Origin of the sequence: Streptococcus salivarius (assembly GCF_009738225.1) — a bacterium.
Classification (GTDB): domain Bacteria; phylum Bacillota; class Bacilli; order Lactobacillales; family Streptococcaceae; genus Streptococcus.
The window spans coordinates 2039434-2062168 of record NZ_CP018187.1 but is presented as its reverse complement, the minus strand read 5'-3'; the positions used below and the strand labels follow the sequence as shown (position 1 = coordinate 2062168).

General features: G+C 43.0%; 16 protein-coding genes, 13 tRNA genes and 6 rRNA genes. 33 read left to right on the top strand and 2 right to left on the bottom strand.

What is annotated here, in order from left to right:
* Window positions 1-8: 8 nt before the first annotated feature.
* The 25 genes from jag to BSR19_RS09335 all read left to right on the top strand — a co-directional run bounded on the left by jag (window position 9) and on the right by BSR19_RS09335 (window position 16111).
* Window positions 9-1052 carry an RNA-binding cell elongation regulator Jag/EloR gene (gene jag / locus BSR19_RS09455; RefSeq protein ID WP_156247039.1) on the top strand — a complete coding sequence of 348 codons (1044 nt, stop codon included), beginning with the start codon at window positions 9-11 and terminating at the stop codon, window positions 1050-1052.
* Between the two features lie 128 nt (window positions 1053-1180).
* The gene (locus BSR19_RS09450; protein ID WP_156247038.1) at window positions 1181-1777 is read left to right on the top strand and encodes a TetR/AcrR family transcriptional regulator; all 597 of its coding nucleotides are present in this window, start codon (window positions 1181-1183) and stop codon (window positions 1775-1777) included.
* Window positions 1774-2337, top strand: coding sequence for an NAD(P)H-dependent oxidoreductase (locus BSR19_RS09445; protein WP_156247037.1), 564 nt, complete (start codon window positions 1774-1776; stop codon window positions 2335-2337). The genes BSR19_RS09450 and BSR19_RS09445 overlap by 4 nt, the downstream gene beginning before the upstream one ends.
* A 195-nt stretch (window positions 2338-2532) precedes the next feature.
* Window positions 2533-2667: a 50S ribosomal protein L34 gene (gene rpmH, locus BSR19_RS09440; protein WP_002885866.1), complete on the top strand. Its 135-nt coding sequence runs from the start codon at window positions 2533-2535 to the stop codon at window positions 2665-2667.
* A gap of 204 nt (window positions 2668-2871) precedes the next feature.
* Entirely contained in the window at window positions 2872-4014 is a 1143-nt protein-coding gene (tgt, locus tag BSR19_RS09435) for a tRNA guanosine(34) transglycosylase Tgt (protein ID WP_070576644.1), read from the top strand.
* Window positions 4015-4430: 416 nt separating this feature from the next.
* Window positions 4431-5978: ribosomal RNA gene (locus BSR19_RS09430) — 16S ribosomal RNA — on the top strand.
* A 54-nt stretch (window positions 5979-6032) separates the two neighbouring features.
* A tRNA-Ala gene (locus BSR19_RS09425) sits at window positions 6033-6105 on the top strand.
* Between the two features lie 146 nt (window positions 6106-6251).
* Window positions 6252-9151: ribosomal RNA gene (locus BSR19_RS09420) — 23S ribosomal RNA — on the top strand.
* Between the two features lie 83 nt (window positions 9152-9234).
* Window positions 9235-9350 (top strand): 5S ribosomal RNA (gene rrf / locus BSR19_RS09415).
* Window positions 9351-9355: 5 nt separating this feature from the next.
* Window positions 9356-9428 (top strand) — tRNA-Val (locus BSR19_RS09410).
* Between the two features lie 2 nt (window positions 9429-9430).
* Window positions 9431-9503, top strand: a tRNA-Asp gene (locus tag BSR19_RS09405).
* A 19-nt stretch (window positions 9504-9522) separates the two neighbouring features.
* A tRNA-Lys gene (locus tag BSR19_RS09400) sits at window positions 9523-9595 on the top strand.
* 5 nt (window positions 9596-9600) lie between these two features.
* Window positions 9601-9682 (top strand) — tRNA-Leu (locus tag BSR19_RS09395).
* Between the two features lie 12 nt (window positions 9683-9694).
* A tRNA-Thr gene (locus BSR19_RS09390) sits at window positions 9695-9767 on the top strand.
* Between the two features lie 6 nt (window positions 9768-9773).
* Window positions 9774-9845, top strand: a tRNA-Gly gene (locus tag BSR19_RS09385).
* A 6-nt stretch (window positions 9846-9851) separates the two neighbouring features.
* Window positions 9852-9937, top strand: a tRNA-Leu gene (locus BSR19_RS09380).
* A 14-nt stretch (window positions 9938-9951) separates the two neighbouring features.
* Window positions 9952-10025 (top strand) — tRNA-Arg (locus tag BSR19_RS09375).
* Between the two features lie 6 nt (window positions 10026-10031).
* Window positions 10032-10105 (top strand) — tRNA-Pro (locus tag BSR19_RS09370).
* Between the two features lie 129 nt (window positions 10106-10234).
* Window positions 10235-11782 (top strand): 16S ribosomal RNA (locus BSR19_RS09365).
* A gap of 54 nt (window positions 11783-11836) precedes the next feature.
* A tRNA-Ala gene (locus tag BSR19_RS09360) sits at window positions 11837-11909 on the top strand.
* Window positions 11910-12055: 146 nt separating this feature from the next.
* Window positions 12056-14955 (top strand): 23S ribosomal RNA (locus BSR19_RS09355).
* An 83-nt stretch (window positions 14956-15038) separates the two neighbouring features.
* Window positions 15039-15154: ribosomal RNA gene (rrf, locus tag BSR19_RS09350) — 5S ribosomal RNA — on the top strand.
* Together the 16S, 23S and 5S rRNA genes with 12 tRNA genes alongside form the textbook arrangement of a ribosomal RNA operon.
* A gap of 5 nt (window positions 15155-15159) precedes the next feature.
* Window positions 15160-15233 (top strand) — tRNA-Asn (locus BSR19_RS09345).
* A gap of 111 nt (window positions 15234-15344) precedes the next feature.
* Window positions 15345-15680 carry a conjugal transfer protein TraF gene (gene traF / locus BSR19_RS09340; protein ID WP_060971720.1) on the top strand — a complete coding sequence of 112 codons (336 nt, stop codon included), beginning with the start codon at window positions 15345-15347 and terminating at the stop codon, window positions 15678-15680.
* Between the two features lie 17 nt (window positions 15681-15697).
* Complete coding sequence (locus BSR19_RS09335) at window positions 15698-16111, top strand: acyl-CoA thioesterase (RefSeq protein WP_060973403.1); 414 nt, start codon at window positions 15698-15700, stop codon at window positions 16109-16111.
* Between the two features lie 31 nt (window positions 16112-16142).
* Here BSR19_RS09335 and BSR19_RS09330 read toward each other — a convergent pair whose 3' ends face one another.
* On the bottom strand, window positions 16143-16925 hold the full coding sequence (locus tag BSR19_RS09330; RefSeq protein ID WP_049546079.1) for a protein-ADP-ribose hydrolase: 783 nt from the start codon (window positions 16923-16925) through the stop codon (window positions 16143-16145).
* Window positions 16926-17119: 194 nt separating this feature from the next.
* Here BSR19_RS09330 and trxA point away from each other — a divergent pair, with 194 nt between their 5' ends.
* The 5 genes from trxA (at window position 17120) to rsmA (ending at window position 20313) form a co-directional block, all read left to right on the top strand.
* Window positions 17120-17434, top strand: coding sequence for a thioredoxin (gene trxA, locus BSR19_RS09325; RefSeq protein ID WP_060973402.1), 315 nt, complete (start codon window positions 17120-17122; stop codon window positions 17432-17434).
* A 65-nt stretch (window positions 17435-17499) separates the two neighbouring features.
* Window positions 17500-17931, top strand: coding sequence for a CoA-binding protein (locus BSR19_RS09320; protein ID WP_060973401.1), 432 nt, complete (start codon window positions 17500-17502; stop codon window positions 17929-17931).
* Window positions 17932-17984: 53 nt separating this feature from the next.
* Complete coding sequence (locus tag BSR19_RS09315) at window positions 17985-18761, top strand: TatD family hydrolase (protein ID WP_060973404.1); 777 nt, start codon at window positions 17985-17987, stop codon at window positions 18759-18761.
* Entirely contained in the window at window positions 18754-19314 is a 561-nt protein-coding gene (gene rnmV / locus BSR19_RS09310) for a ribonuclease M5 (protein ID WP_060973400.1), read from the top strand. The genes BSR19_RS09315 and rnmV overlap by 8 nt, the downstream gene beginning before the upstream one ends.
* Before the next feature lie 126 nt (window positions 19315-19440).
* The gene (rsmA, locus tag BSR19_RS09305) at window positions 19441-20313 is read left to right on the top strand and encodes a 16S rRNA (adenine(1518)-N(6)/adenine(1519)-N(6))-dimethyltransferase RsmA (protein WP_060973399.1); all 873 of its coding nucleotides are present in this window, start codon (window positions 19441-19443) and stop codon (window positions 20311-20313) included.
* A gap of 39 nt (window positions 20314-20352) precedes the next feature.
* On the opposite strand, the gene BSR19_RS09300 is transcribed toward rsmA, so the two are convergent.
* A tRNA-Leu gene (locus BSR19_RS09300) sits at window positions 20353-20435 on the bottom strand.
* Between the two features lie 134 nt (window positions 20436-20569).
* Here BSR19_RS09300 and rsgA point away from each other — a divergent pair.
* The 3 genes from rsgA to BSR19_RS09285 are packed head-to-tail and all read left to right on the top strand — an operon-like array spanning window position 20570 to window position 22734.
* Window positions 20570-21442, top strand: coding sequence for a ribosome small subunit-dependent GTPase A (gene rsgA / locus BSR19_RS09295; RefSeq protein ID WP_156247036.1), 873 nt, complete (start codon window positions 20570-20572; stop codon window positions 21440-21442).
* 7 nt (window positions 21443-21449) lie between these two features.
* On the top strand, window positions 21450-22109 hold the full coding sequence (gene rpe, locus BSR19_RS09290; protein WP_060973397.1) for a ribulose-phosphate 3-epimerase: 660 nt from the start codon (window positions 21450-21452) through the stop codon (window positions 22107-22109).
* Window positions 22102-22734: a thiamine diphosphokinase gene (locus tag BSR19_RS09285; protein ID WP_060973396.1), complete on the top strand. Its 633-nt coding sequence runs from the start codon at window positions 22102-22104 to the stop codon at window positions 22732-22734. The genes rpe and BSR19_RS09285 overlap by 8 nt, the downstream gene beginning before the upstream one ends.
* The last annotated feature ends 1 nt before the right edge of the window (window position 22735 follow it).

Sequence of the window (22735 nt, the reverse complement as noted above, 5' to 3'; positions counted from 1 at the left end):
GGCTTATTATGGTTGTCTATTCTGGACGAACAGTCGAACAAGCTATTGAAAGAGGTTTGAAAGATCTTAATTTACCCCGTATGAGGGCTCATATTAAGGTGATTTCTCGTGAGAAAAAAGGTTTTCTAGGGTTTGGAAAGAAGCCAGCTCGAGTTAGCGTTGAACCAATAAATGAAAAGATAGCTCATGAAGCTGATCAAAACACCGTTAAAGTGGCTCCTGATGCTATAAAACAATTCGACGATTCTCTTGCAAGTCCAAAAGACGAAACGATTGCTTTCAATAAAGTGACAAAACTCGTTACGGTTTCAGATAATAAGGAAATTGCACAAGAAAACTTAAAGCAACCAGTGTCTACAGAGCCCCTTGGTGAAGAGTTGACAGATAAGAAACAGGAGCAACCAAAGGCAACAATTATTCCTCTATCTGTTAAACGTGAGTCATCAGAAGAGGATGCTACAGAATTTATGGCAAGTTCGCTTGAACCTCAACTAGAACCAGTTGCTCAAGTTCAGACGCTGGAAACTTCAGAAGGGGATTTCAGTGCTTTTGTGGCATCTGAGTTTAGTTCAGATGATTCTTCTGAAAATAATTTAGAAGATATTCAAGCAGCTGCAGATGATGTTTTATCTTATCTTGAAAAAATTATCTATGAAATGGATGTTGATGCTAGCCTAGAGGTTAGTCACAATCGTCGCAATATTATCATTCAGATTGAAACAGACCAACCTGGTCGTGTTATCGGTTATCATGGCAAGGTTCTCAAGTCTTTACAACTTTTAGCGCAAAATTATTTGCACGATCGTCATTCTAAACGCTTTAGTGTTGTTCTTAATGTTCGTGATTATTTGGAGCAACGCACAGAGACTTTGATTGATTTAGCAGAAAAAACGGCAGCTAAAGTAAAAGAAACAGGCCGAGAGTATGTTATGGATCCAATGACGAATAGCGAACGAAAAATTATCCATAAGGCACTTTCTCAAATTGAAGGGGTTGAAAGTCACTCGGAAGGGGACGATCCTAACCGTTACGTTGTTGTGACAAAAGTATAATTAGAATAGCGTTATTGCTTACAGAAACTAGTCTTATTTGAAGGCTAGTTTTTTTGACAATTAAAAGTAGACGGTGTATACTTTAATAAAAGTAATCGCTGTCTACTTATATGCAAATAGGAGTCAAAATGAAACGTAATACTGCTGAATTGAAGGAAAAGTTAATCACAACTGGAATTGAGGAGATAAGAATAAGAGGGATCGATCAACTATCTATCCGAACGGTGGCTCAAAAATGCGGGATCACCCATGGAGCACCCTATAAGCACTTTGAAAATAAGGGTGTATATCTTCAGGTAGTTTTAGAGCGTTTATCTGAGATCTTTTTGAAGTATCTGACACAAGGAATAGGCTCTTCTCTTGATGTAAGGGATCAATTAGTATTAATGGGCTGTAATTTTGTGGAATTTGCTCAAAAAGAAACAAACAGTTTTGAGGCCTTATTTATTAAGTTTCCTTTCAATTATATGGAACTAACCCAGGGCAGTATCTCTGTTAATACCCATTTACCAGGATTTGAGCACTTTAAGAGTGTGGTTTTGAAGCTAAAAAGTGAAATGAACATTTCTGGTAGTGAGACAGAAATATTAGTTCATATCTGGAGTTTTATTACTGGATTAGCTGTTTTGGTAAGGAGTCCTATTGGTGAAAATTTCAATAGTAACACTATTAAAGAGACTGTTAGTACTATGTTAGACATCTACGTTAAAGGAGCTAAACAATGAAAACCTTAATTATTTACGCACATCCAAACGACAAGAGCTACAATGCCTCTATACTAGAGACTATCAAGGAGAATTTATCGTCTAAACATGAGTTAAAGGTTCTAGATTTGTATAAAGAGCGGTTCGATTCTGTTTTACGCTTTGATACAACGCATAGGAGAAGAGACCTAGCGCACGATGTAGCTATGAAAGACTATCGAGATTTAATAATTTGGGCAGATCAGTTGATTTTTATTTTTCCAACTTGGTGGAGTGGAATGCCGGCTATCTTGAAAGGATTTATTGAACGCGTTTTTGTTGCTGGGTTTGCCTATGAAAATACACCCCGTGGATTGGATGGTAAACTGACAGGGAAAGCTTGGATTATTACAACCCACAATACACCAAAGATAGTTCTACCTTTAGTTCAAGATTATAGCAAAGTTCTAAAATTTCAAGTCCTAAAACCTTGTGGTATTAAATCGGTCAAAGTTACCCAGATTTCACCTGTTGAGTATATGGGTGACCATAAGCGAAAAGAGGTGCTCAAGAAAATAGCTAAAATAGCAAGAAGGTTATGAGCAAGCGATGATATAGGGATAGTAATGTGGTCTACAATTATCACCAGCCTAAGGGTTTCAAAGATATAATTAAATTAATATCTAAGTAATTCTTGACAAGATTAAGCTATTGCTATAAAATAGTATGGTATGTTTAGTAACTGATCAAAAATAGCCGGCTAAACGAATACGAAAATCTATCAGGAGGTATTCAACGTGAAACGTACTTATCAACCAAGTAAAATCCGTCGTCAACGTAAACACGGATTCCGTCACCGTATGTCAACTAAAAATGGACGTCGTGTTCTTGCAGCTCGTCGTCGTAAAGGACGTAAAGTTCTTTCAGCATAAGACATTATTGAAAGCAACAGTGCTCGAGACTGTTGTTTTTTTGTTTGCTATGAATGTTAGTGTTGGTGTTTGATGGTATTCATCGAGAGTTTGAAAATATAGAGCTGACAATTCTTGTAATTTTTGATAAACTAAAGCGGTTGTGGATAATGACCACTGACTAAAAAATACTTAGGACTGTTTTTCCTAATGTAAGGAGTATAAATGACTGATTTTCCTATTAAATATCGTCTTATAAAGAAAGAAAAACACACAGGAGCACGTCTGGGGGAAATTATCACGCCTCATGGAACTTTTCCAACGCCGATGTTTATGCCTGTAGGCACCCAAGCTACAGTAAAAACGCAATCCCCTGAAGAATTAAAACAGATGGGTTCAGGAATTATTTTGGCCAACACCTATCATTTATGGCTAAGACCTGGTGATGAGCTCGTTGCTAAAGCTGGAGGACTCCATAAATTCATGAATTGGGACCAAGCGATTCTTACAGATAGCGGTGGTTTCCAAGTTTATTCATTGGCAGAAAAACGCAATATTTCTGAAGAAGGTGTAACATTTAAAAATCACCTTAACGGAAGTAAGATGTTTTTATCTCCTGAAAAAGCGATCTCGATTCAGAACAATCTCGGTTCAGATATTATGATGAGCTTTGACGAATGTCCTCAATTTTACCAACCATACGATTATGTGAAAAATTCTATTGAACGGACAAGTCGTTGGGCAGAACGAGGGCTAAAAGCACACCGTCGCCCACATGATCAAGGCCTATTTGGAATTGTGCAGGGAGCAGGTTTTGAAGACCTTCGTAGACAATCTGCACAGGATTTGGTTTCTATGGATTTTCCAGGTTATTCAATTGGAGGTCTTGCGGTTGGAGAAACTCACGAAGAGATGAATGCCGTACTAGACTTTACTGTACCTTTGCTTCCTGAGAATAAACCACGTTATCTTATGGGTGTAGGAGCACCAGATAGTTTAATTGATGGTGTTATTCGTGGTGTGGACATGTATGATTGTGTCCTCCCAACACGAATTGCTCGTAACGGAACTTGTATGACGAGTCAAGGGCGTCTCGTGGTAAAAAATGCGAAGTATGCAGAAGATTTTAGTCCTATAGATCCTGAGTGTGATTGTTATACATGTAAGAATTACACACGTGCTTATGTGAGACATTTGTTGAAAGCAGATGAAACGTTTGGAATTCGCCTGACAAGTTACCATAATCTCTACTTCTTGGTAAATTTAATGGCCAAGGTACGACAAGCTATTATAGATGACAATTTACTTGAGTTTCGCCAAGATTTCATCGAAAAATATGGTTATAATGCAAGTAAAAGAAATTTTTAAATAATTTATTTAGCAGTACATGATTATACTGCTTTATTTTTTTTTAAAAACCCTATTGACAAGTATTGATTTGGGTGTTAAGATATAAAAGTTGTCTTAACAGACTTGCCACAAACTTGAAAAGGTTCCAAAACTTTAAAAAAGTTATTGACAAGATAAGTCAAAGATGATATTATAAATAAGCTGTTTCGGAAGAGGCGGCGAACACGAGAAGTAAAAAAACTTCAAAAAAAGTGTTGACAATCTATTCTAGATTTGCTAGAATATAGGAGTTGTCTTAAGAGAGACAAAGACCTTTGAGAACTGAATAAGAAACCAAGTGCAGGGTTATGATAGAAGAAATTATAACCTGTCAATTTACAAGAATAAATCGTCAGAAGACGGTAATGAGTTAACGCTCGAACAATTATTAAATTTTTAATGAGAGTTTGATCCTGGCTCAGGACGAACGCTGGCGGCGTGCCTAATACATGCAAGTAGAACGCTGAAGAGAGGAGCTTGCTCTTCTTGGATGAGTTGCGAACGGGTGAGTAACGCGTAGGTAACCTGCCTTGTAGCGGGGGATAACTATTGGAAACGATAGCTAATACCGCATAACAATGGATGACACATGTCATTTATTTGAAAGGGGCAATTGCTCCACTACAAGATGGACCTGCGTTGTATTAGCTAGTAGGTGAGGTAACGGCTCACCTAGGCGACGATACATAGCCGACCTGAGAGGGTGATCGGCCACACTGGGACTGAGACACGGCCCAGACTCCTACGGGAGGCAGCAGTAGGGAATCTTCGGCAATGGGGGCAACCCTGACCGAGCAACGCCGCGTGAGTGAAGAAGGTTTTCGGATCGTAAAGCTCTGTTGTAAGTCAAGAACGAGTGTGAGAGTGGAAAGTTCACACTGTGACGGTAGCTTACCAGAAAGGGACGGCTAACTACGTGCCAGCAGCCGCGGTAATACGTAGGTCCCGAGCGTTGTCCGGATTTATTGGGCGTAAAGCGAGCGCAGGCGGTTTGATAAGTCTGAAGTTAAAGGCTGTGGCTCAACCATAGTTCGCTTTGGAAACTGTCAAACTTGAGTGCAGAAGGGGAGAGTGGAATTCCATGTGTAGCGGTGAAATGCGTAGATATATGGAGGAACACCGGTGGCGAAAGCGGCTCTCTGGTCTGTAACTGACGCTGAGGCTCGAAAGCGTGGGGAGCGAACAGGATTAGATACCCTGGTAGTCCACGCCGTAAACGATGAGTGCTAGGTGTTGGATCCTTTCCGGGATTCAGTGCCGCAGCTAACGCATTAAGCACTCCGCCTGGGGAGTACGACCGCAAGGTTGAAACTCAAAGGAATTGACGGGGGCCCGCACAAGCGGTGGAGCATGTGGTTTAATTCGAAGCAACGCGAAGAACCTTACCAGGTCTTGACATCCCGATGCTATTTCTAGAGATAGAAAGTTACTTCGGTACATCGGTGACAGGTGGTGCATGGTTGTCGTCAGCTCGTGTCGTGAGATGTTGGGTTAAGTCCCGCAACGAGCGCAACCCCTATTGTTAGTTGCCATCATTCAGTTGGGCACTCTAGCGAGACTGCCGGTAATAAACCGGAGGAAGGTGGGGATGACGTCAAATCATCATGCCCCTTATGACCTGGGCTACACACGTGCTACAATGGTTGGTACAACGAGTTGCGAGTCGGTGACGGCAAGCTAATCTCTTAAAGCCAATCTCAGTTCGGATTGTAGGCTGCAACTCGCCTACATGAAGTCGGAATCGCTAGTAATCGCGGATCAGCACGCCGCGGTGAATACGTTCCCGGGCCTTGTACACACCGCCCGTCACACCACGAGAGTTTGTAACACCCGAAGTCGGTGAGGTAACCTTTTGGAGCCAGCCGCCTAAGGTGGGATAGATGATTGGGGTGAAGTCGTAACAAGGTAGCCGTATCGGAAGGTGCGGCTGGATCACCTCCTTTCTAAGGAAAAACGGAATGTACTTGAGTTTCTTATTTAGTTTTGAGAGGTCTTGTGGGGCCTTAGCTCAGCTGGGAGAGCGCCTGCTTTGCACGCAGGAGGTCAGCGGTTCGATCCCGCTAGGCTCCATTGAATCGAAAGATTCAAGTATTGTCCATTGAAAATTGAATATCTATATCAAATTCCATATGTAATTAATTACATATAGATAGTAACAAGAAAATAAACCGAAACGCTGTGAATATTTAATGAGTTAGGTCGCAAGACCAAAATAAGGTTAAGTTAATAAGGGCGCACGGTGGATGCCTTGGCACTAGAAGCCGATGAAGGACGTGACTAACGACGAAATGCTTTGGGGAGCTGTAAGTGAGCAATGATCCAGAGATGTCCGAATGGGGGAACCCGGCAGGTAATGCCTGTCACTCATTACTGTTAAGGTAATGTAGAGGAAGACGCAGTGAACTGAAACATCTAAGTAGCTGCAGGAAGAGAAAGCAAAAGCGATTGCCTTAGTAGCGGCGAGCGAAACGGCAAGAGGGCAAACCGAAGAGTTTACTCTTCGGGGTTGTAGGACTGCAACGTGGACTTAAAGATTATAGAAGAACTACCTGGGAAGGTAGGCCAAAGAGAGTAATAGCCTCGTATTCGAAATAGTCTTTATACCTAGCAGTATCCTGAGTACGGCGAGACACGAGAAATCTCGTCGGAATCTGGGAGGACCATCTCCCAACCCTAAATACTCTCTAGTGACCGATAGTGAACCAGTACCGTGAGGGAAAGGTGAAAAGCACCCCGGGAGGGGAGTGAAATAGAACCTGAAACCGTGTGCCTACAACAAGTTCGAGCCCGTTAATGGGTGAGAGCGTGCCTTTTGTAGAATGAACCGGCGAGTTACGATATGATGCGAGGTTAAGTTGAAGAGACGGAGCCGTAGGGAAACCGAGTCTTAATAGGGCGCATTAGTATCATGTCGTAGACCCGAAACCATGTGACCTACCCATGAGCAGGTTGAAGGTGAGGTAAAACTCACTGGAGGACCGAACCAGGGCACGTTGAAAAGTGCTTGGATGACTTGTGGGTAGCGGAGAAATTCCAAACGAACTTGGAGATAGCTGGTTCTCTCCGAAATAGCTTTAGGGCTAGCGTCGATGTTAAGTCTCTTGGAGGTAGAGCACTGTTTGGGTGAGGGGTCCATCCCGGATTACCAATCTCAGATAAACTCCGAATGCCAACGAGATATAATCGGCAGTCAGACTGCGAGTGCTAAGATCCGTAGTCGAAAGGGAAACAGCCCAGACCACCAGCTAAGGTCCCAAAATATATGTTAAGTGGAAAAGGATGTGGGGTTGCACAGACAACTAGGATGTTAGCTTAGAAGCAGCTATTCATTCAAAGAGTGCGTAATAGCTCACTAGTCGAGTGACCCTGCGCCGAAAATGTACCGGGGCTAAAACATATTACCGAAGCTGTGGATACCTTTATAGGTATGGTAGGAGAGCGTTCTATGTGCGAAGAAGGTGTACCGTGAGGAGTGCTGGAGCGCATAGAAGTGAGAATGCCGGTATGAGTAGCGAAAGACAGGTGAGAATCCTGTCCACCGTAAGACTAAGGTTTCCAGGGGAAGGCTCGTCCGCCCTGGGTTAGTCGGGACCTAAGGAGAGACCGAAAGGTGTATCCGATGGACAACAGGTTGATATTCCTGTACTAGAGTATATAGTGATGGAGGGACGCAGTAGGCTAACTAAACCAGACGATTGGAAGTGTCTGGCCAAGCAGTGAGGTGTGATATGAGTCAAATGCTTATATTTATAACATTGAGCTGTGATGGGGAGCGAAGTTTAGTAGCGAAGTTAGTGATGTCACACTGCCAAGAAAAGCTTCTAGCGTTAATTATACTCTACCCGTACCGCAAACCGACACAGGTAGTCGAGGCGAGTAGCCTCAGGTGAGCGAGAGAACTCTCGTTAAGGAACTCGGCAAAATGGCCCCGTAACTTCGGGAGAAGGGGCGCTGACTTATGGTCAGCCGCAGTGAATAGGCCCAAGCAACTGTTTATCAAAAACACAGCTCTCTGCTAAATCGTAAGATGATGTATAGGGGGTGACGCCTGCCCGGTGCTGGAAGGTTAAGAGGAGTGCTTAGCGTAAGCGAAGGTATGAATTGAAGCCCCAGTAAACGGCGGCCGTAACTATAACGGTCCTAAGGTAGCGAAATTCCTTGTCGGGTAAGTTCCGACCCGCACGAAAGGCGTAATGATTTGGGCACTGTCTCAACGAGAGACTCGGTGAAATTTTAGTACCTGTGAAGATGCAGGTTACCCGCGACAGGACGGAAAGACCCCATGGAGCTTTACTGCAGTTTGATATTGAGTATCTGTACCACATGTACAGGATAGGTAGGAGCCTATGACCTCGGGACGCCAGTTTCGAGTGAGGCGTTGTTGGGATACTACCCTTGTGTTATGGCTACTCTAACCCAGATAGGTTATCCCTATCGGAGACAGTGTCTGACGGGCAGTTTGACTGGGGCGGTCGCCTCCTAAAAGGTAACGGAGGCGCCCAAAGGTTCCCTCAGAATGGTTGGAAATCATTCGCAGAGTGTAAAGGTATAAGGGAGCTTGACTGCGAGAGCTACAACTCGAGCAGGGACGAAAGTCGGGCTTAGTGATCCGGTGGTTCCGCATGGAAGGGCCATCGCTCAACGGATAAAAGCTACCCTGGGGATAACAGGCTTATCTCCCCCAAGAGTTCACATCGACGGGGAGGTTTGGCACCTCGATGTCGGCTCGTCGCATCCTGGGGCTGTAGTCGGTCCCAAGGGTTGGGCTGTTCGCCCATTAAAGCGGCACGCGAGCTGGGTTCAGAACGTCGTGAGACAGTTCGGTCCCTATCCGTCGCGGGCGTAGGAAATTTGAGAGGATCTGCTCCTAGTACGAGAGGACCAGAGTGGACTTACCGCTGGTGTACCAGTTGTTCTGCCAAGAGCATCGCTGGGTAGCTATGTAGGGAAGGGATAAACGCTGAAAGCATCTAAGTGTGAAGCCCACCTCAAGATGAGATTTCCCATGATTTTATATCAGTAAGAGCCCTGAGAGATGATCAGGTTGATAGGTTAGAAGTGGAAGTGTGGTGACACATGTAGCGGACTAATACTAATAGCTCGAGGACTTATCCAAAGAAAGTAACTGAGACATATTGACAACGATTTGGTTTCTTGATACAGTATAGATATTCAATTTTGAGTTGAGAATACTCAGAGTTAAGTGACGATAGCCTAGGAGATACACCTGTTCCCATGCCGAACACAGAAGTTAAGCCCTAGTACGCCTGATGTAGTTGGGGGTTGCCCCCTGTTAGATACGGTAGTCGCTTAGCGCAAAGGGAGTTTAGCTCAGCTGGGAGAGCATCTGCCTTACAAGCAGAGGGTCAGCGGTTCGATCCCGTTAACTCCCATAGGTCCCGTGGTGTAGCGGTTATCACGTCGCCCTGTCACGGCGAAGATCGCGGGTTCGATTCCCGTCGGGACCGTTCAAGTAGAAATATTTGAGACTCGTTAGCTCAGTTGGTAGAGCAATTGACTTTTAATCAATGGGTCACTGGTTCGAGCCCAGTACGGGTCATATATGCGGGTGTGGCGGAATTGGCAGACGCACCAGATTTAGGATCTGGCGCTTAACGGCGTGGGGGTTCAAGTCCCTTCACCCGCATTAGAAAAGTTAGCCGGCTTAGCTCAGTTGGTAGAGCATCTGATTTGTAATCAGAGGGTCGCGTGTTCAAGTCATGTAGCCGGCATAAAATGCGAACGTAGTTCAGTGGTAGAACACCACCTTGCCAAGGTGGGGGTCGCGGGTTCGAATCCCGTCGTTCGCTTGAGGAGCCGGGGTGGCGGAACTGGCAGACGCACAGGACTTAAAATCCTGCGAAAGGAAACTTTCGTACCGGTTCGATCCCGGTCCTCGGCATAATATAATAATGAGCACCCTTAGCTCAACTGGATAGAGTACCTGACTACGAATCAGGCGGTTAGAGGTTCGACTCCTCTAGGGTGCATTTTATCGGGAAGTAGCTCAGCTTGGTAGAGCACTTGGTTTGGGACCAAGGGGTCGCAGGTTCGAATCCTGTCTTCCCGATTTAGACCTTTGAGAACTGAATAAGAAACCAAGTGCAGGGTTATGATAGAAGAAATTATAACCTGTCAATTTACAAGAATAAATCGTCAGAAGACGGTAATGAGTTAACGCTCGAACAATTATTAAATTTTTAATGAGAGTTTGATCCTGGCTCAGGACGAACGCTGGCGGCGTGCCTAATACATGCAAGTAGAACGCTGAAGAGAGGAGCTTGCTCTTCTTGGATGAGTTGCGAACGGGTGAGTAACGCGTAGGTAACCTGCCTTGTAGCGGGGGATAACTATTGGAAACGATAGCTAATACCGCATAACAATGGATGACACATGTCATTTATTTGAAAGGGGCAATTGCTCCACTACAAGATGGACCTGCGTTGTATTAGCTAGTAGGTGAGGTAACGGCTCACCTAGGCGACGATACATAGCCGACCTGAGAGGGTGATCGGCCACACTGGGACTGAGACACGGCCCAGACTCCTACGGGAGGCAGCAGTAGGGAATCTTCGGCAATGGGGGCAACCCTGACCGAGCAACGCCGCGTGAGTGAAGAAGGTTTTCGGATCGTAAAGCTCTGTTGTAAGTCAAGAACGAGTGTGAGAGTGGAAAGTTCACACTGTGACGGTAGCTTACCAGAAAGGGACGGCTAACTACGTGCCAGCAGCCGCGGTAATACGTAGGTCCCGAGCGTTGTCCGGATTTATTGGGCGTAAAGCGAGCGCAGGCGGTTTGATAAGTCTGAAGTTAAAGGCTGTGGCTCAACCATAGTTCGCTTTGGAAACTGTCAAACTTGAGTGCAGAAGGGGAGAGTGGAATTCCATGTGTAGCGGTGAAATGCGTAGATATATGGAGGAACACCGGTGGCGAAAGCGGCTCTCTGGTCTGTAACTGACGCTGAGGCTCGAAAGCGTGGGGAGCGAACAGGATTAGATACCCTGGTAGTCCACGCCGTAAACGATGAGTGCTAGGTGTTGGATCCTTTCCGGGATTCAGTGCCGCAGCTAACGCATTAAGCACTCCGCCTGGGGAGTACGACCGCAAGGTTGAAACTCAAAGGAATTGACGGGGGCCCGCACAAGCGGTGGAGCATGTGGTTTAATTCGAAGCAACGCGAAGAACCTTACCAGGTCTTGACATCCCGATGCTATTTCTAGAGATAGAAAGTTACTTCGGTACATCGGTGACAGGTGGTGCATGGTTGTCGTCAGCTCGTGTCGTGAGATGTTGGGTTAAGTCCCGCAACGAGCGCAACCCCTATTGTTAGTTGCCATCATTCAGTTGGGCACTCTAGCGAGACTGCCGGTAATAAACCGGAGGAAGGTGGGGATGACGTCAAATCATCATGCCCCTTATGACCTGGGCTACACACGTGCTACAATGGTTGGTACAACGAGTTGCGAGTCGGTGACGGCAAGCTAATCTCTTAAAGCCAATCTCAGTTCGGATTGTAGGCTGCAACTCGCCTACATGAAGTCGGAATCGCTAGTAATCGCGGATCAGCACGCCGCGGTGAATACGTTCCCGGGCCTTGTACACACCGCCCGTCACACCACGAGAGTTTGTAACACCCGAAGTCGGTGAGGTAACCTTTTGGAGCCAGCCGCCTAAGGTGGGATAGATGATTGGGGTGAAGTCGTAACAAGGTAGCCGTATCGGAAGGTGCGGCTGGATCACCTCCTTTCTAAGGAAAAACGGAATGTACTTGAGTTTCTTATTTAGTTTTGAGAGGTCTTGTGGGGCCTTAGCTCAGCTGGGAGAGCGCCTGCTTTGCACGCAGGAGGTCAGCGGTTCGATCCCGCTAGGCTCCATTGAATCGAAAGATTCAAGTATTGTCCATTGAAAATTGAATATCTATATCAAATTCCATATGTAATTAATTACATATAGATAGTAACAAGAAAATAAACCGAAACGCTGTGAATATTTAATGAGTTAGGTCGCAAGACCAAAATAAGGTTAAGTTAATAAGGGCGCACGGTGGATGCCTTGGCACTAGAAGCCGATGAAGGACGTGACTAACGACGAAATGCTTTGGGGAGCTGTAAGTGAGCAATGATCCAGAGATGTCCGAATGGGGGAACCCGGCAGGTAATGCCTGTCACTCATTACTGTTAAGGTAATGTAGAGGAAGACGCAGTGAACTGAAACATCTAAGTAGCTGCAGGAAGAGAAAGCAAAAGCGATTGCCTTAGTAGCGGCGAGCGAAACGGCAAGAGGGCAAACCGAAGAGTTTACTCTTCGGGGTTGTAGGACTGCAACGTGGACTTAAAGATTATAGAAGAACTACCTGGGAAGGTAGGCCAAAGAGAGTAATAGCCTCGTATTCGAAATAGTCTTTATACCTAGCAGTATCCTGAGTACGGCGAGACACGAGAAATCTCGTCGGAATCTGGGAGGACCATCTCCCAACCCTAAATACTCTCTAGTGACCGATAGTGAACCAGTACCGTGAGGGAAAGGTGAAAAGCACCCCGGGAGGGGAGTGAAATAGAACCTGAAACCGTGTGCCTACAACAAGTTCGAGCCCGTTAATGGGTGAGAGCGTGCCTTTTGTAGAATGAACCGGCGAGTTACGATATGATGCGAGGTTAAGTTGAAGAGACGGAGCCGTAGGGAAACCGAGTCTTAATAGGGCGCATTAGTATCATGTCGTAGACCCGAAACCATGTGACCTACCCATGAGCAGGTTGAAGGTGAGGTAAAACTCACTGGAGGACCGAACCAGGGCACGTTGAAAAGTGCTTGGATGACTTGTGGGTAGCGGAGAAATTCCAAACGAACTTGGAGATAGCTGGTTCTCTCCGAAATAGCTTTAGGGCTAGCGTCGATGTTAAGTCTCTTGGAGGTAGAGCACTGTTTGGGTGAGGGGTCCATCCCGGATTACCAATCTCAGATAAACTCCGAATGCCAACGAGATATAATCGGCAGTCAGACTGCGAGTGCTAAGATCCGTAGTCGAAAGGGAAACAGCCCAGACCACCAGCTAAGGTCCCAAAATATATGTTAAGTGGAAAAGGATGTGGGGTTGCACAGACAACTAGGATGTTAGCTTAGAAGCAGCTATTCATTCAAAGAGTGCGTAATAGCTCACTAGTCGAGTGACCCTGCGCCGAAAATGTACCGGGGCTAAAACATATTACCGAAGCTGTGGATACCTTTATAGGTATGGTAGGAGAGCGTTCTATGTGCGAAGAAGGTGTACCGTGAGGAGTGCTGGAGCGCATAGAAGTGAGAATGCCGGTATGAGTAGCGAAAGACAGGTGAGAATCCTGTCCACCGTAAGACTAAGGTTTCCAGGGGAAGGCTCGTCCGCCCTGGGTTAGTCGGGACCTAAGGAGAGACCGAAAGGTGTATCCGATGGACAACAGGTTGATATTCCTGTACTAGAGTATATAGTGATGGAGGGACGCAGTAGGCTAACTAAACCAGACGATTGGAAGTGTCTGGCCAAGCAGTGAGGTGTGATATGAGTCAAATGCTTATATTTATAACATTGAGCTGTGATGGGGAGCGAAGTTTAGTAGCGAAGTTAGTGATGTCACACTGCCAAGAAAAGCTTCTAGCGTTAATTATACTCTACCCGTACCGCAAACCGACACAGGTAGTCGAGGCGAGTAGCCTCAGGTGAGCGAGAGAACTCTCGTTAAGGAACTCGGCAAAATGGCCCCGTAACTTCGGGAGAAGGGGCGCTGACTTATGGTCAGCCGCAGTGAATAGGCCCAAGCAACTGTTTATCAAAAACACAGCTCTCTGCTAAATCGTAAGATGATGTATAGGGGGTGACGCCTGCCCGGTGCTGGAAGGTTAAGAGGAGTGCTTAGCGTAAGCGAAGGTATGAATTGAAGCCCCAGTAAACGGCGGCCGTAACTATAACGGTCCTAAGGTAGCGAAATTCCTTGTCGGGTAAGTTCCGACCCGCACGAAAGGCGTAATGATTTGGGCACTGTCTCAACGAGAGACTCGGTGAAATTTTAGTACCTGTGAAGATGCAGGTTACCCGCGACAGGACGGAAAGACCCCATGGAGCTTTACTGCAGTTTGATATTGAGTATCTGTACCACATGTACAGGATAGGTAGGAGCCTATGACCTCGGGACGCCAGTTTCGAGTGAGGCGTTGTTGGGATACTACCCTTGTGTTATGGCTACTCTAACCCAGATAGGTTATCCCTATCGGAGACAGTGTCTGACGGGCAGTTTGACTGGGGCGGTCGCCTCCTAAAAGGTAACGGAGGCGCCCAAAGGTTCCCTCAGAATGGTTGGAAATCATTCGCAGAGTGTAAAGGTATAAGGGAGCTTGACTGCGAGAGCTACAACTCGAGCAGGGACGAAAGTCGGGCTTAGTGATCCGGTGGTTCCGCATGGAAGGGCCATCGCTCAACGGATAAAAGCTACCCTGGGGATAACAGGCTTATCTCCCCCAAGAGTTCACATCGACGGGGAGGTTTGGCACCTCGATGTCGGCTCGTCGCATCCTGGGGCTGTAGTCGGTCCCAAGGGTTGGGCTGTTCGCCCATTAAAGCGGCACGCGAGCTGGGTTCAGAACGTCGTGAGACAGTTCGGTCCCTATCCGTCGCGGGCGTAGGAAATTTGAGAGGATCTGCTCCTAGTACGAGAGGACCAGAGTGGACTTACCGCTGGTGTACCAGTTGTTCTGCCAAGAGCATCGCTGGGTAGCTATGTAGGGAAGGGATAAACGCTGAAAGCATCTAAGTGTGAAGCCCACCTCAAGATGAGATTTCCCATGATTTTATATCAGTAAGAGCCCTGAGAGATGATCAGGTTGATAGGTTAGAAGTGGAAGTGTGGTGACACATGTAGCGGACTAATACTAATAGCTCGAGGACTTATCCAAAGAAAGTAACTGAGACATATTGACAACGATTTGGTTTCTTGATACAGTATAGATATTCAATTTTGAGTTGAGAATACTCAGAGTTAAGTGACGATAGCCTAGGAGATACACCTGTTCCCATGCCGAACACAGAAGTTAAGCCCTAGTACGCCTGATGTAGTTGGGGGTTGCCCCCTGTTAGATACGGTAGTCGCTTAGCGTTTATCCGCCATAGCTCAGTTGGTAGTAGCGCATGACTGTTAATCATGATGTCGTAGGTTCGAGTCCTACTGGCGGAGTATAATTCTCATTGCTAGACGCAGGTCTAGCTTTTTTTGTTAAGTTATTTACTTGTTAAAAGTTTAAATTTCAGATATGATAATACTATATTTTAAATTGAGAGGTATTCTATGTCAAATTTTGCATCTGCTTTTACACCTATTTCTGTTTCTTCGGCTAAGGAGAATATTGATACAGCTGAAAAATTTATTTTATTTATTGGACGTCCTTCTTGTCCATATTGTCAACTTTTTGAACCTAAATTATCAAATGTGGCACGTAATTCAAATCTTACTATTTTCTATATTAATAGCGAAAATAGTGAAGAATTAGAAGATATTCAAGCTTTACGTAAAAGATATGGTATTGCTACAGTTCCTGCTCTCTTTGTTTCAGAAAATGGAGCTGCTAAGGTTGTATGTGACTCATCTCTTTCTGAGGATGATATTTTAGATTTTATTTCTTAGTCTTTTTGGAGGTTCTTATGTTTATTTGTAAACACGAGGTCCAGTATTATGAAACAGATCGAATGGGTATTACTCATCATTCTAATTATGTTCGATGGATGGAAGAGGCGAGAACTTTTTTTCTAAGAGAGATAGGTTGGCCTTATGAAAAAATTGAAGAGGAGGGAATTATCTCTCCTGTTACTTCAATTTCCTGTGACTATAAAGCTACTTCTACTTTTGCAGATGTAATTTCTATCGAGATTAATGTTAAAAGAGTTAAATCTGCTAAACTTACTTTTGTATACAATATGGTAAATCAAAACGGAATCCTTGTTTGTACAGCTGTTTCTGAACATAGTTTCTTGTCTAAGGGCGGTAGTTTTGTCAATCTTAAAAGAGATTATTCGTCATTTTTTAATCTTTTAAAAGAGCATTCAGTTATGCAATAAAAAAGAAGAAAATCAAATCGATTTTCTTCTTTTATTTGGCAAGGAGTTTTTTATAAATAGCTAAATTTTCATCATCAAATACGTTAAATATTACTTTTTTTATTATACTTGACTCGTCAATAAAGGTTTTGACTGTTTGAATGGCGATTTTGGCAGCTTCTTGTTTTGGAAAATTGAAATCTCCAGTTGATAGACATGGTATAGCAATTGATTCAATGTTATTTTTCTCAGCTAGTGCTAATACTGAAAGATAACTTTTTGCTAAAAGATCCTCATCAATTTGTGTCGGTTGGTCTACTATTTTTGGACCTACTGTATGAATGACAAAGGCAGAAGGAAGATTGTAAGCTGGGGTGATTTTAGCCATGCCAACGGGTTCTTCATATCCTTGTTCTAAGATGAGCTCGAAACAAGCTTGGCGTAACTGAACACCTGCGTATGTATGAATAGCGTTATCTACACAATCATGAAGTGGTTTCATACATCCAAGTAAGGTTTTATTAGCTGCATTTACGATTGCATCTACTTCGAGTCTTGTAATATCACCTTTCCAGAGGTAGATTCGATCATCTTGTGGAATGGGCTGGAGCGAACTGAGTTGTACAAATCCTCTTTCTCCTTTTCTAACTTGTAGGTAAAGGTCTTGGATTGTTAAGAATTGTGTTGATGCTGCCATTGGTTTACGTGTATTAAAGAGTGCTCTGAGAAGTTTTTGTTTTTCCTCGAGTTCTTCTGGGATAATCAAATCATGTAATTCTAGATTTTCTTTTTTGAGTTCACCTATGAGATAGGTAATCATTGCATCTTTATCCATATTTACTCATTTCTATTTTTATAGTTTTTTATTATTATACTCCCAAGACTGCCTGTGGGCAAGTGATGTCTATGATAGGTAATGACTAATATTTGATAAGAATTTTTTATGTATGTGTCAAATTCTTGCAATAGCCTTTAGAATCATATAGAATAGGTCTACAAAAGTTTTATAATGTCTAGGAGGATGATTAAATGACACAAGTAGTAACAGATGCTACATTTGAACAAGAAACAGCTGAAGGCCTCGTTTTGATTGATTTTTGGGCAACTTGGTGTGGGCCTTGCTTGATGCAAGCACCAATTCTTGAGCAACTTTCTGAAGAAATTTCAGAAGATGAACTTAAGATTGTTAAAATTGATGTTGATGAGAACCCAGAAACAGCTCAGAAGTTTGGAATTATGTCTATTCCAACTTTACTCTTCAAAAAAGATGGTAAGGTTGTTAAGCAAGTAGCAGGTGTACATACAAAAGAACAAATTAAAGCTATCGTTGCCGAGCTTAGCTAACTAATCGTCACAGTCCCGTTTGGGGATTTTTATTTTTAGTTTATTCAAACGACGAGGAGAATCATATGTCTTATTCATTTCAAAATCCTGGTGATGAGGTTATAGAATCTTATTTAAAATCTGCAAAGACGATTGCAATTGTTGGTTTATCTCATCGCAAGGAGGCAGCATCTTATCAGGTTGCTCATTTTCTACAAGCTGCTGGTTATCGTATTATACCAGTAAATCCCAAACTAGAAGGTCAGGAGCTTCTAGGAGAGCATGTTTATGCTCATCTTAAAGATATCCCATTTTCGATTGATATTGTTGATGTATTTAGACGAAGTGAGCTTTTACCAGATGTTGCCTATGATTTTCTTGAAACGGATGCAACAGTTTTTTGGAGTCAAATTGGTCTTGAGAATGAGGAGGCTGAGACTATTCTTCGTCAAGCGAATAGACAGGATATTGTAATGAATCGTTGTACAAAGAGAGAATATATGCGACTCTTTGTTTAATAAAATGAAAAGGTGAGTGAGCTATGCTCGCTCGTTTTTGTTATAATAGAGCTATGATTGAAATTTTTGATACGCATACCCATCTTAATGTGGATAATTTTGCAGGAAAAGAACAAGAAGAAATAGATTTTGCAGCTGAACTAGGTGTTGTTAAAATGAATATTGTCGGTTTTGATAAACCAACAATAAATAAATCTTTAGCACTATCAGAGAGATATGATCAATTATATAGTACGATTGGATGGCATCCTACGGAAGCGGGTTCCTATTCTCAGGAAATTGAGGATATGATTGTATCACAATTGGATAATCCGAAAGTAGTGGCACTTGGGGAAATCGGTTTGGATTATTATTGGATGGAAGATCCTAAAGAAACTCAGATTGATGTCTTTAAGCGTCAAATAGCTTTGTCAAAGGAACACAATTTACCTTTTGTTGTCCATACACGTGATGCACTTGAGGATACCTACGCTGTTATTAAAGAAGTTGGTGTTGGTCCTCGTGGGGGGATTATGCACTCATACTCAGGATCCCTAGAAATAGCTCAAAAATTTGTTGATCTTGGAATGATGATTTCATTTTCAGGTGTTGTAACTTTTAAGAAGGCTTTGGATGTCCAAGAAGCTGCTCAGAAGTTACCTTTAGATAAGATTCTGGTTGAAACGGATGCACCGTATTTGGCACCTGTTCCCAAACGTGGTCGTGAGAATCGTACAGGCTATACACGTTACGTAGTAGACAAGATTGCTGAGCTTCGTGGTTTAACGAGTGAAGAAGTGGCTAGGGCTACTTATGACAATGCGATGAGGATTTTTGGTCTGGATGAATAGAATAAAGATTCAAGAAGTCATCGTCGTAGAAGGTAAGGATGATACGGCAAATTTGAGACGTTTTTATGAGGTGGATACCTATGAGACTAGAGGATCCGCTATTAATGAGGATGACTTAGAGCGTATCGATAAGCTTAATGACTTACGCGGAGTGATTGTTTTTACTGATCCAGACTATAATGGTGAACGTATCCGTAAAATCATTATGGAAGCTGTTCCGACAGCAAAGCATGCTTTTTTAAACCGTGGGGAAGCAACACCAAAATCTAAGACTAAAGGTCGTTCATTGGGTGTTGAGCATGCGAGTTTTGAGGATCTTCAAAAGGCCTTATCTGGAGTTTTAGGTAGTTACGATGATGATAATCAGTTTGATATTAGTAAATTAAATCTTATGAAGTTAGGGCTGCTAATGGGAGCAGATAGTCGAAAGCGTCGAGAATATTTGGGCGAGGCGCTTCGTATTGGTTATTGCAATGGAAAGCAGCTTTTAAAGCGTTTGGAATTGTTTGGAATCACATTAGAGGAGCTAGAAGAGGCTATGTCAAATTACTAGATTACCAGTGATTTTAACATCAAATCGCTACTAAGTAGCTTATTATTGAGGTTGGGATAATTAAGGGTTTGGACCTGTTTTGTGTCCAAGTATAAAAATCGTGAAAATAATAAGAAAAGAGAATAAATGAGAATTGCAGATTATAGCGTGACCAAGGCTGTCCTTGAACGCCATGGCTTTACCTTTAAGAAGTCTTTTGGACAGAACTTCTTAACAGATACAAATATTTTACAAAAAATTGTTGATACGGCAGAGATTGATAAAAGTGTCAATGTAATCGAAATTGGACCTGGTATCGGAGCATTAACAGAATTCTTAGCTGAAAATGCTGCGGAAGTTATGGCTTTTGAAATTGATGATCGCTTGGTTCCGATTTTAGAGGATACATTACGTAATCATGAAAATGTTAACGTAATTAATGAAGATGTTCTCAAGGCGGATTTACAGACACGTGTCAAAGAGTTTAAAAATCCAGAACTACCAATTAAGGTAGTCGCCAATTTGCCATATTATATTACGACGCCAATCTTGATGCATTTGATTGAGAGTAAGATTCCTTTTGCAGAATTTGTTGTTATGATGCAAAAAGAGGTTGCTGACCGCATTTCTGCAGAGCCTAATAGCAAGGCTTATGGTTCTCTATCAATTGCTGTGCAGTATTATATGACCGCTAAAGTGGCATTTGTTGTCCCTCGTACAGTCTTTGTACCAGCCCCGAATGTTGACTCAGCAATTTTGAAGATGACGCGCCGTGAACAACCGTTGGTTGAAGTTAAAGATGAGGATTTCCTTTTCCGAGTGGCTAAGGCTAGCTTTGTCCATCGTCGTAAGACATTGTGGAATAATTTAACAAATCATTTTGGTAAATCTGAAGAAGTGAAAACCAAACTTGAGCAGGCTTTGGAAATTGCTGATATAAAACCTTCTATTCGTGGAGAGGCTCTATCTATTTCTGATTTTGCACACTTATCAGATGCTTTGAGTGAAGCAGGTCTATAATTCAAAAATCCCACTGAATTTCAGTGGGATTTTTAGCTATGCGGAGAAAGGGATTTGAACCCTCACGCTTGAAAAAGCACATGCGCCTGAAGCATGCGTGTCTGCCATTCCACCACCTCCGCAGTGATAGGATTATTATACTGCAAATTACTAAAAATGCAAGGAGCTTAAGGAAATGGAAATGTGGTTTGTTTTGGATCAGAAAAGCGTGTTGTTTTGTGGTATAATAGGGCTATTAAACGATTGAGGAGTTCACTTGCAAGGAAGAATTATCAAAGCACTGGCAGGTTTCTATTATGTAGAGCATGATGGTGTTGTATACCAGACGCGTGCGCGAGGAAATTTTAGAAAAAAAGGACAAAAACCTTACGTTGGGGATTTTGTCGAATTTTCAGCAGAGGAAAATTCAGAAGGCTATATCCTTAAAATTGGTCAACGAATCAATAGCTTAGTGCGCCCACCCATTGTCAATATAGATCAGGCTGTGGTCATTATGTCTGCTAAGGAACCGGATTTCAATAGTAATCTTCTGGACCGTTTCTTGGTTTTACTAGAGCATAAAAATATAAAACCTGTAATTTATATTTCTAAGATGGATTTGGTTGAAGATGATTCAGAAATGAAAGCCATTCAAAAACAGTATCAAAAAATTGGTTTTGATTTTATCTTCAGTTTGGAAGAACTATTGCCGCTCTTGACTGCTAAAATAACAGTCTTTATGGGACAGACAGGTGTTGGAAAATCAACCTTGTTGAACCGTATTGCCCCACAGTTACATTTAGAAACAGGTGAGATTTCAGACAGTTTAGGTCGTGGGCGTCATACTACAAGGGCTGTAAGTCTTTATGATGTTCATGGAGGGAAGATTGCTGACACACCAGGATTCTCTTCGCTAGATTATGAAGTGGATAATGCAGAGGACTTGAGTGAAGCTTTTCCAGAAATCCGTCAAGCTAGTCATGGCTGTAAATTCCGTTCTTGTACTCATACCCATGAGCCTTCTTGTGCTGTTAAGGATGAGGTTGAAGATGGCCAAATATGGCAAGTCCGTTATGATAATTACCTTCAATTTTTAAGTGAAATTGAAAACCGTCGTGAAACATATAAAAAAACTGTAAAAAGAAAGTAGGTCTCTCATGTCTTATAAAATTGCTCCGTCTATCCTAGCTGCTGATTACGCTAATTTTGCTTCAGAACTAGCTCGTATTGATGCATCAGGTGCGGAATATGTTCACATTGATATTATGGATGGTCAATTTGTCCCTAATATCAGTTGGGGAGCAGATGTGGTCGCTAGCATGCGTAAACATAGCAAGTTGGTTTTTGATTGCCACCTTATGGTTGTTGATCCTGAGCGTTATGTGGATGCCTATGCACAAGCTGGTGCAGATATCATGACTATTCATGTTGAAGCCACTAAACATATCCATGGTGCCCTCCAGAAAATCAAAGCTGCTGGTATGAAAGCAGGTGTTGTGATTAATCCTGGAACCCCAGTCGAGGCACTTACTCCTGTACTTGATTTAGTGGATCAAGTACTTATTATGACTGTAAATCCAGGTTTTGGTGGTCAGGCGTTCATTCCAGAAATGATGTCTAAAGTAGAGCGTGTTGTTGAGCTTCGCGAAAAAGGTGGCTATTCATTCGATATTGAAGTTGATGGTGGTGTAGATAACAACACCATTGCAGCATGTGCCAAGGCGGGGGCTAATGTTTTTGTAGCGGGCTCTTACCTCTTCAAAAATCCTGATTTGACAGCGCAAGTTCAAACGCTTCGTGATGCTATCGATGCCTAAAATAGCTTTATTTGTCGGTGGTGAGCTAGAGTGGTTCACTACCGATTTTGATTATTTTGTTGGGGTGGATCGCGCGTGCTTACGTTTGTTGGAGTTAGGTTTACCTCTTGATTTGGCTGTCGGAGACTTTGATTCAGTATCGCGGTCAGAGTTAGAGATGATTCAATCAGCTGCCAAAGATTGTAGGATTGCTCCAGCTGAAAAGGATGACACGGATACAGAGTTAGCCCTAAAAATTGTATTTCAATTATATCCTGAGGCGGAAGTAACTATTTTCGGTGCTTTTGGTGGCAGAATTGATCATATGTTATCAAATATATTTTTGGTCAGTGATCCTGAATTAGCTCCTTTTATGAGGCATATCTGTTTGCAGGATAAGCAAAATAAGATTACTTATTATCCAGAAGGAAGTCATAACTTGTTACCAGAACCTGGAATGACATATGTTTCTTTTTTACATGAAGGTGATGGAGAACTGACGATTTTGGGAGCAAAATACGAATTAACTAGTATGAATTATTTTCAAAAGAAAATCTACTCTAGTAATGAATTTGTTGATGGTCCAATTCAAGTGATTGTGCCAAATGGATATGTGATTGTCATCCAGACTAAAGATAGGAGTTAGT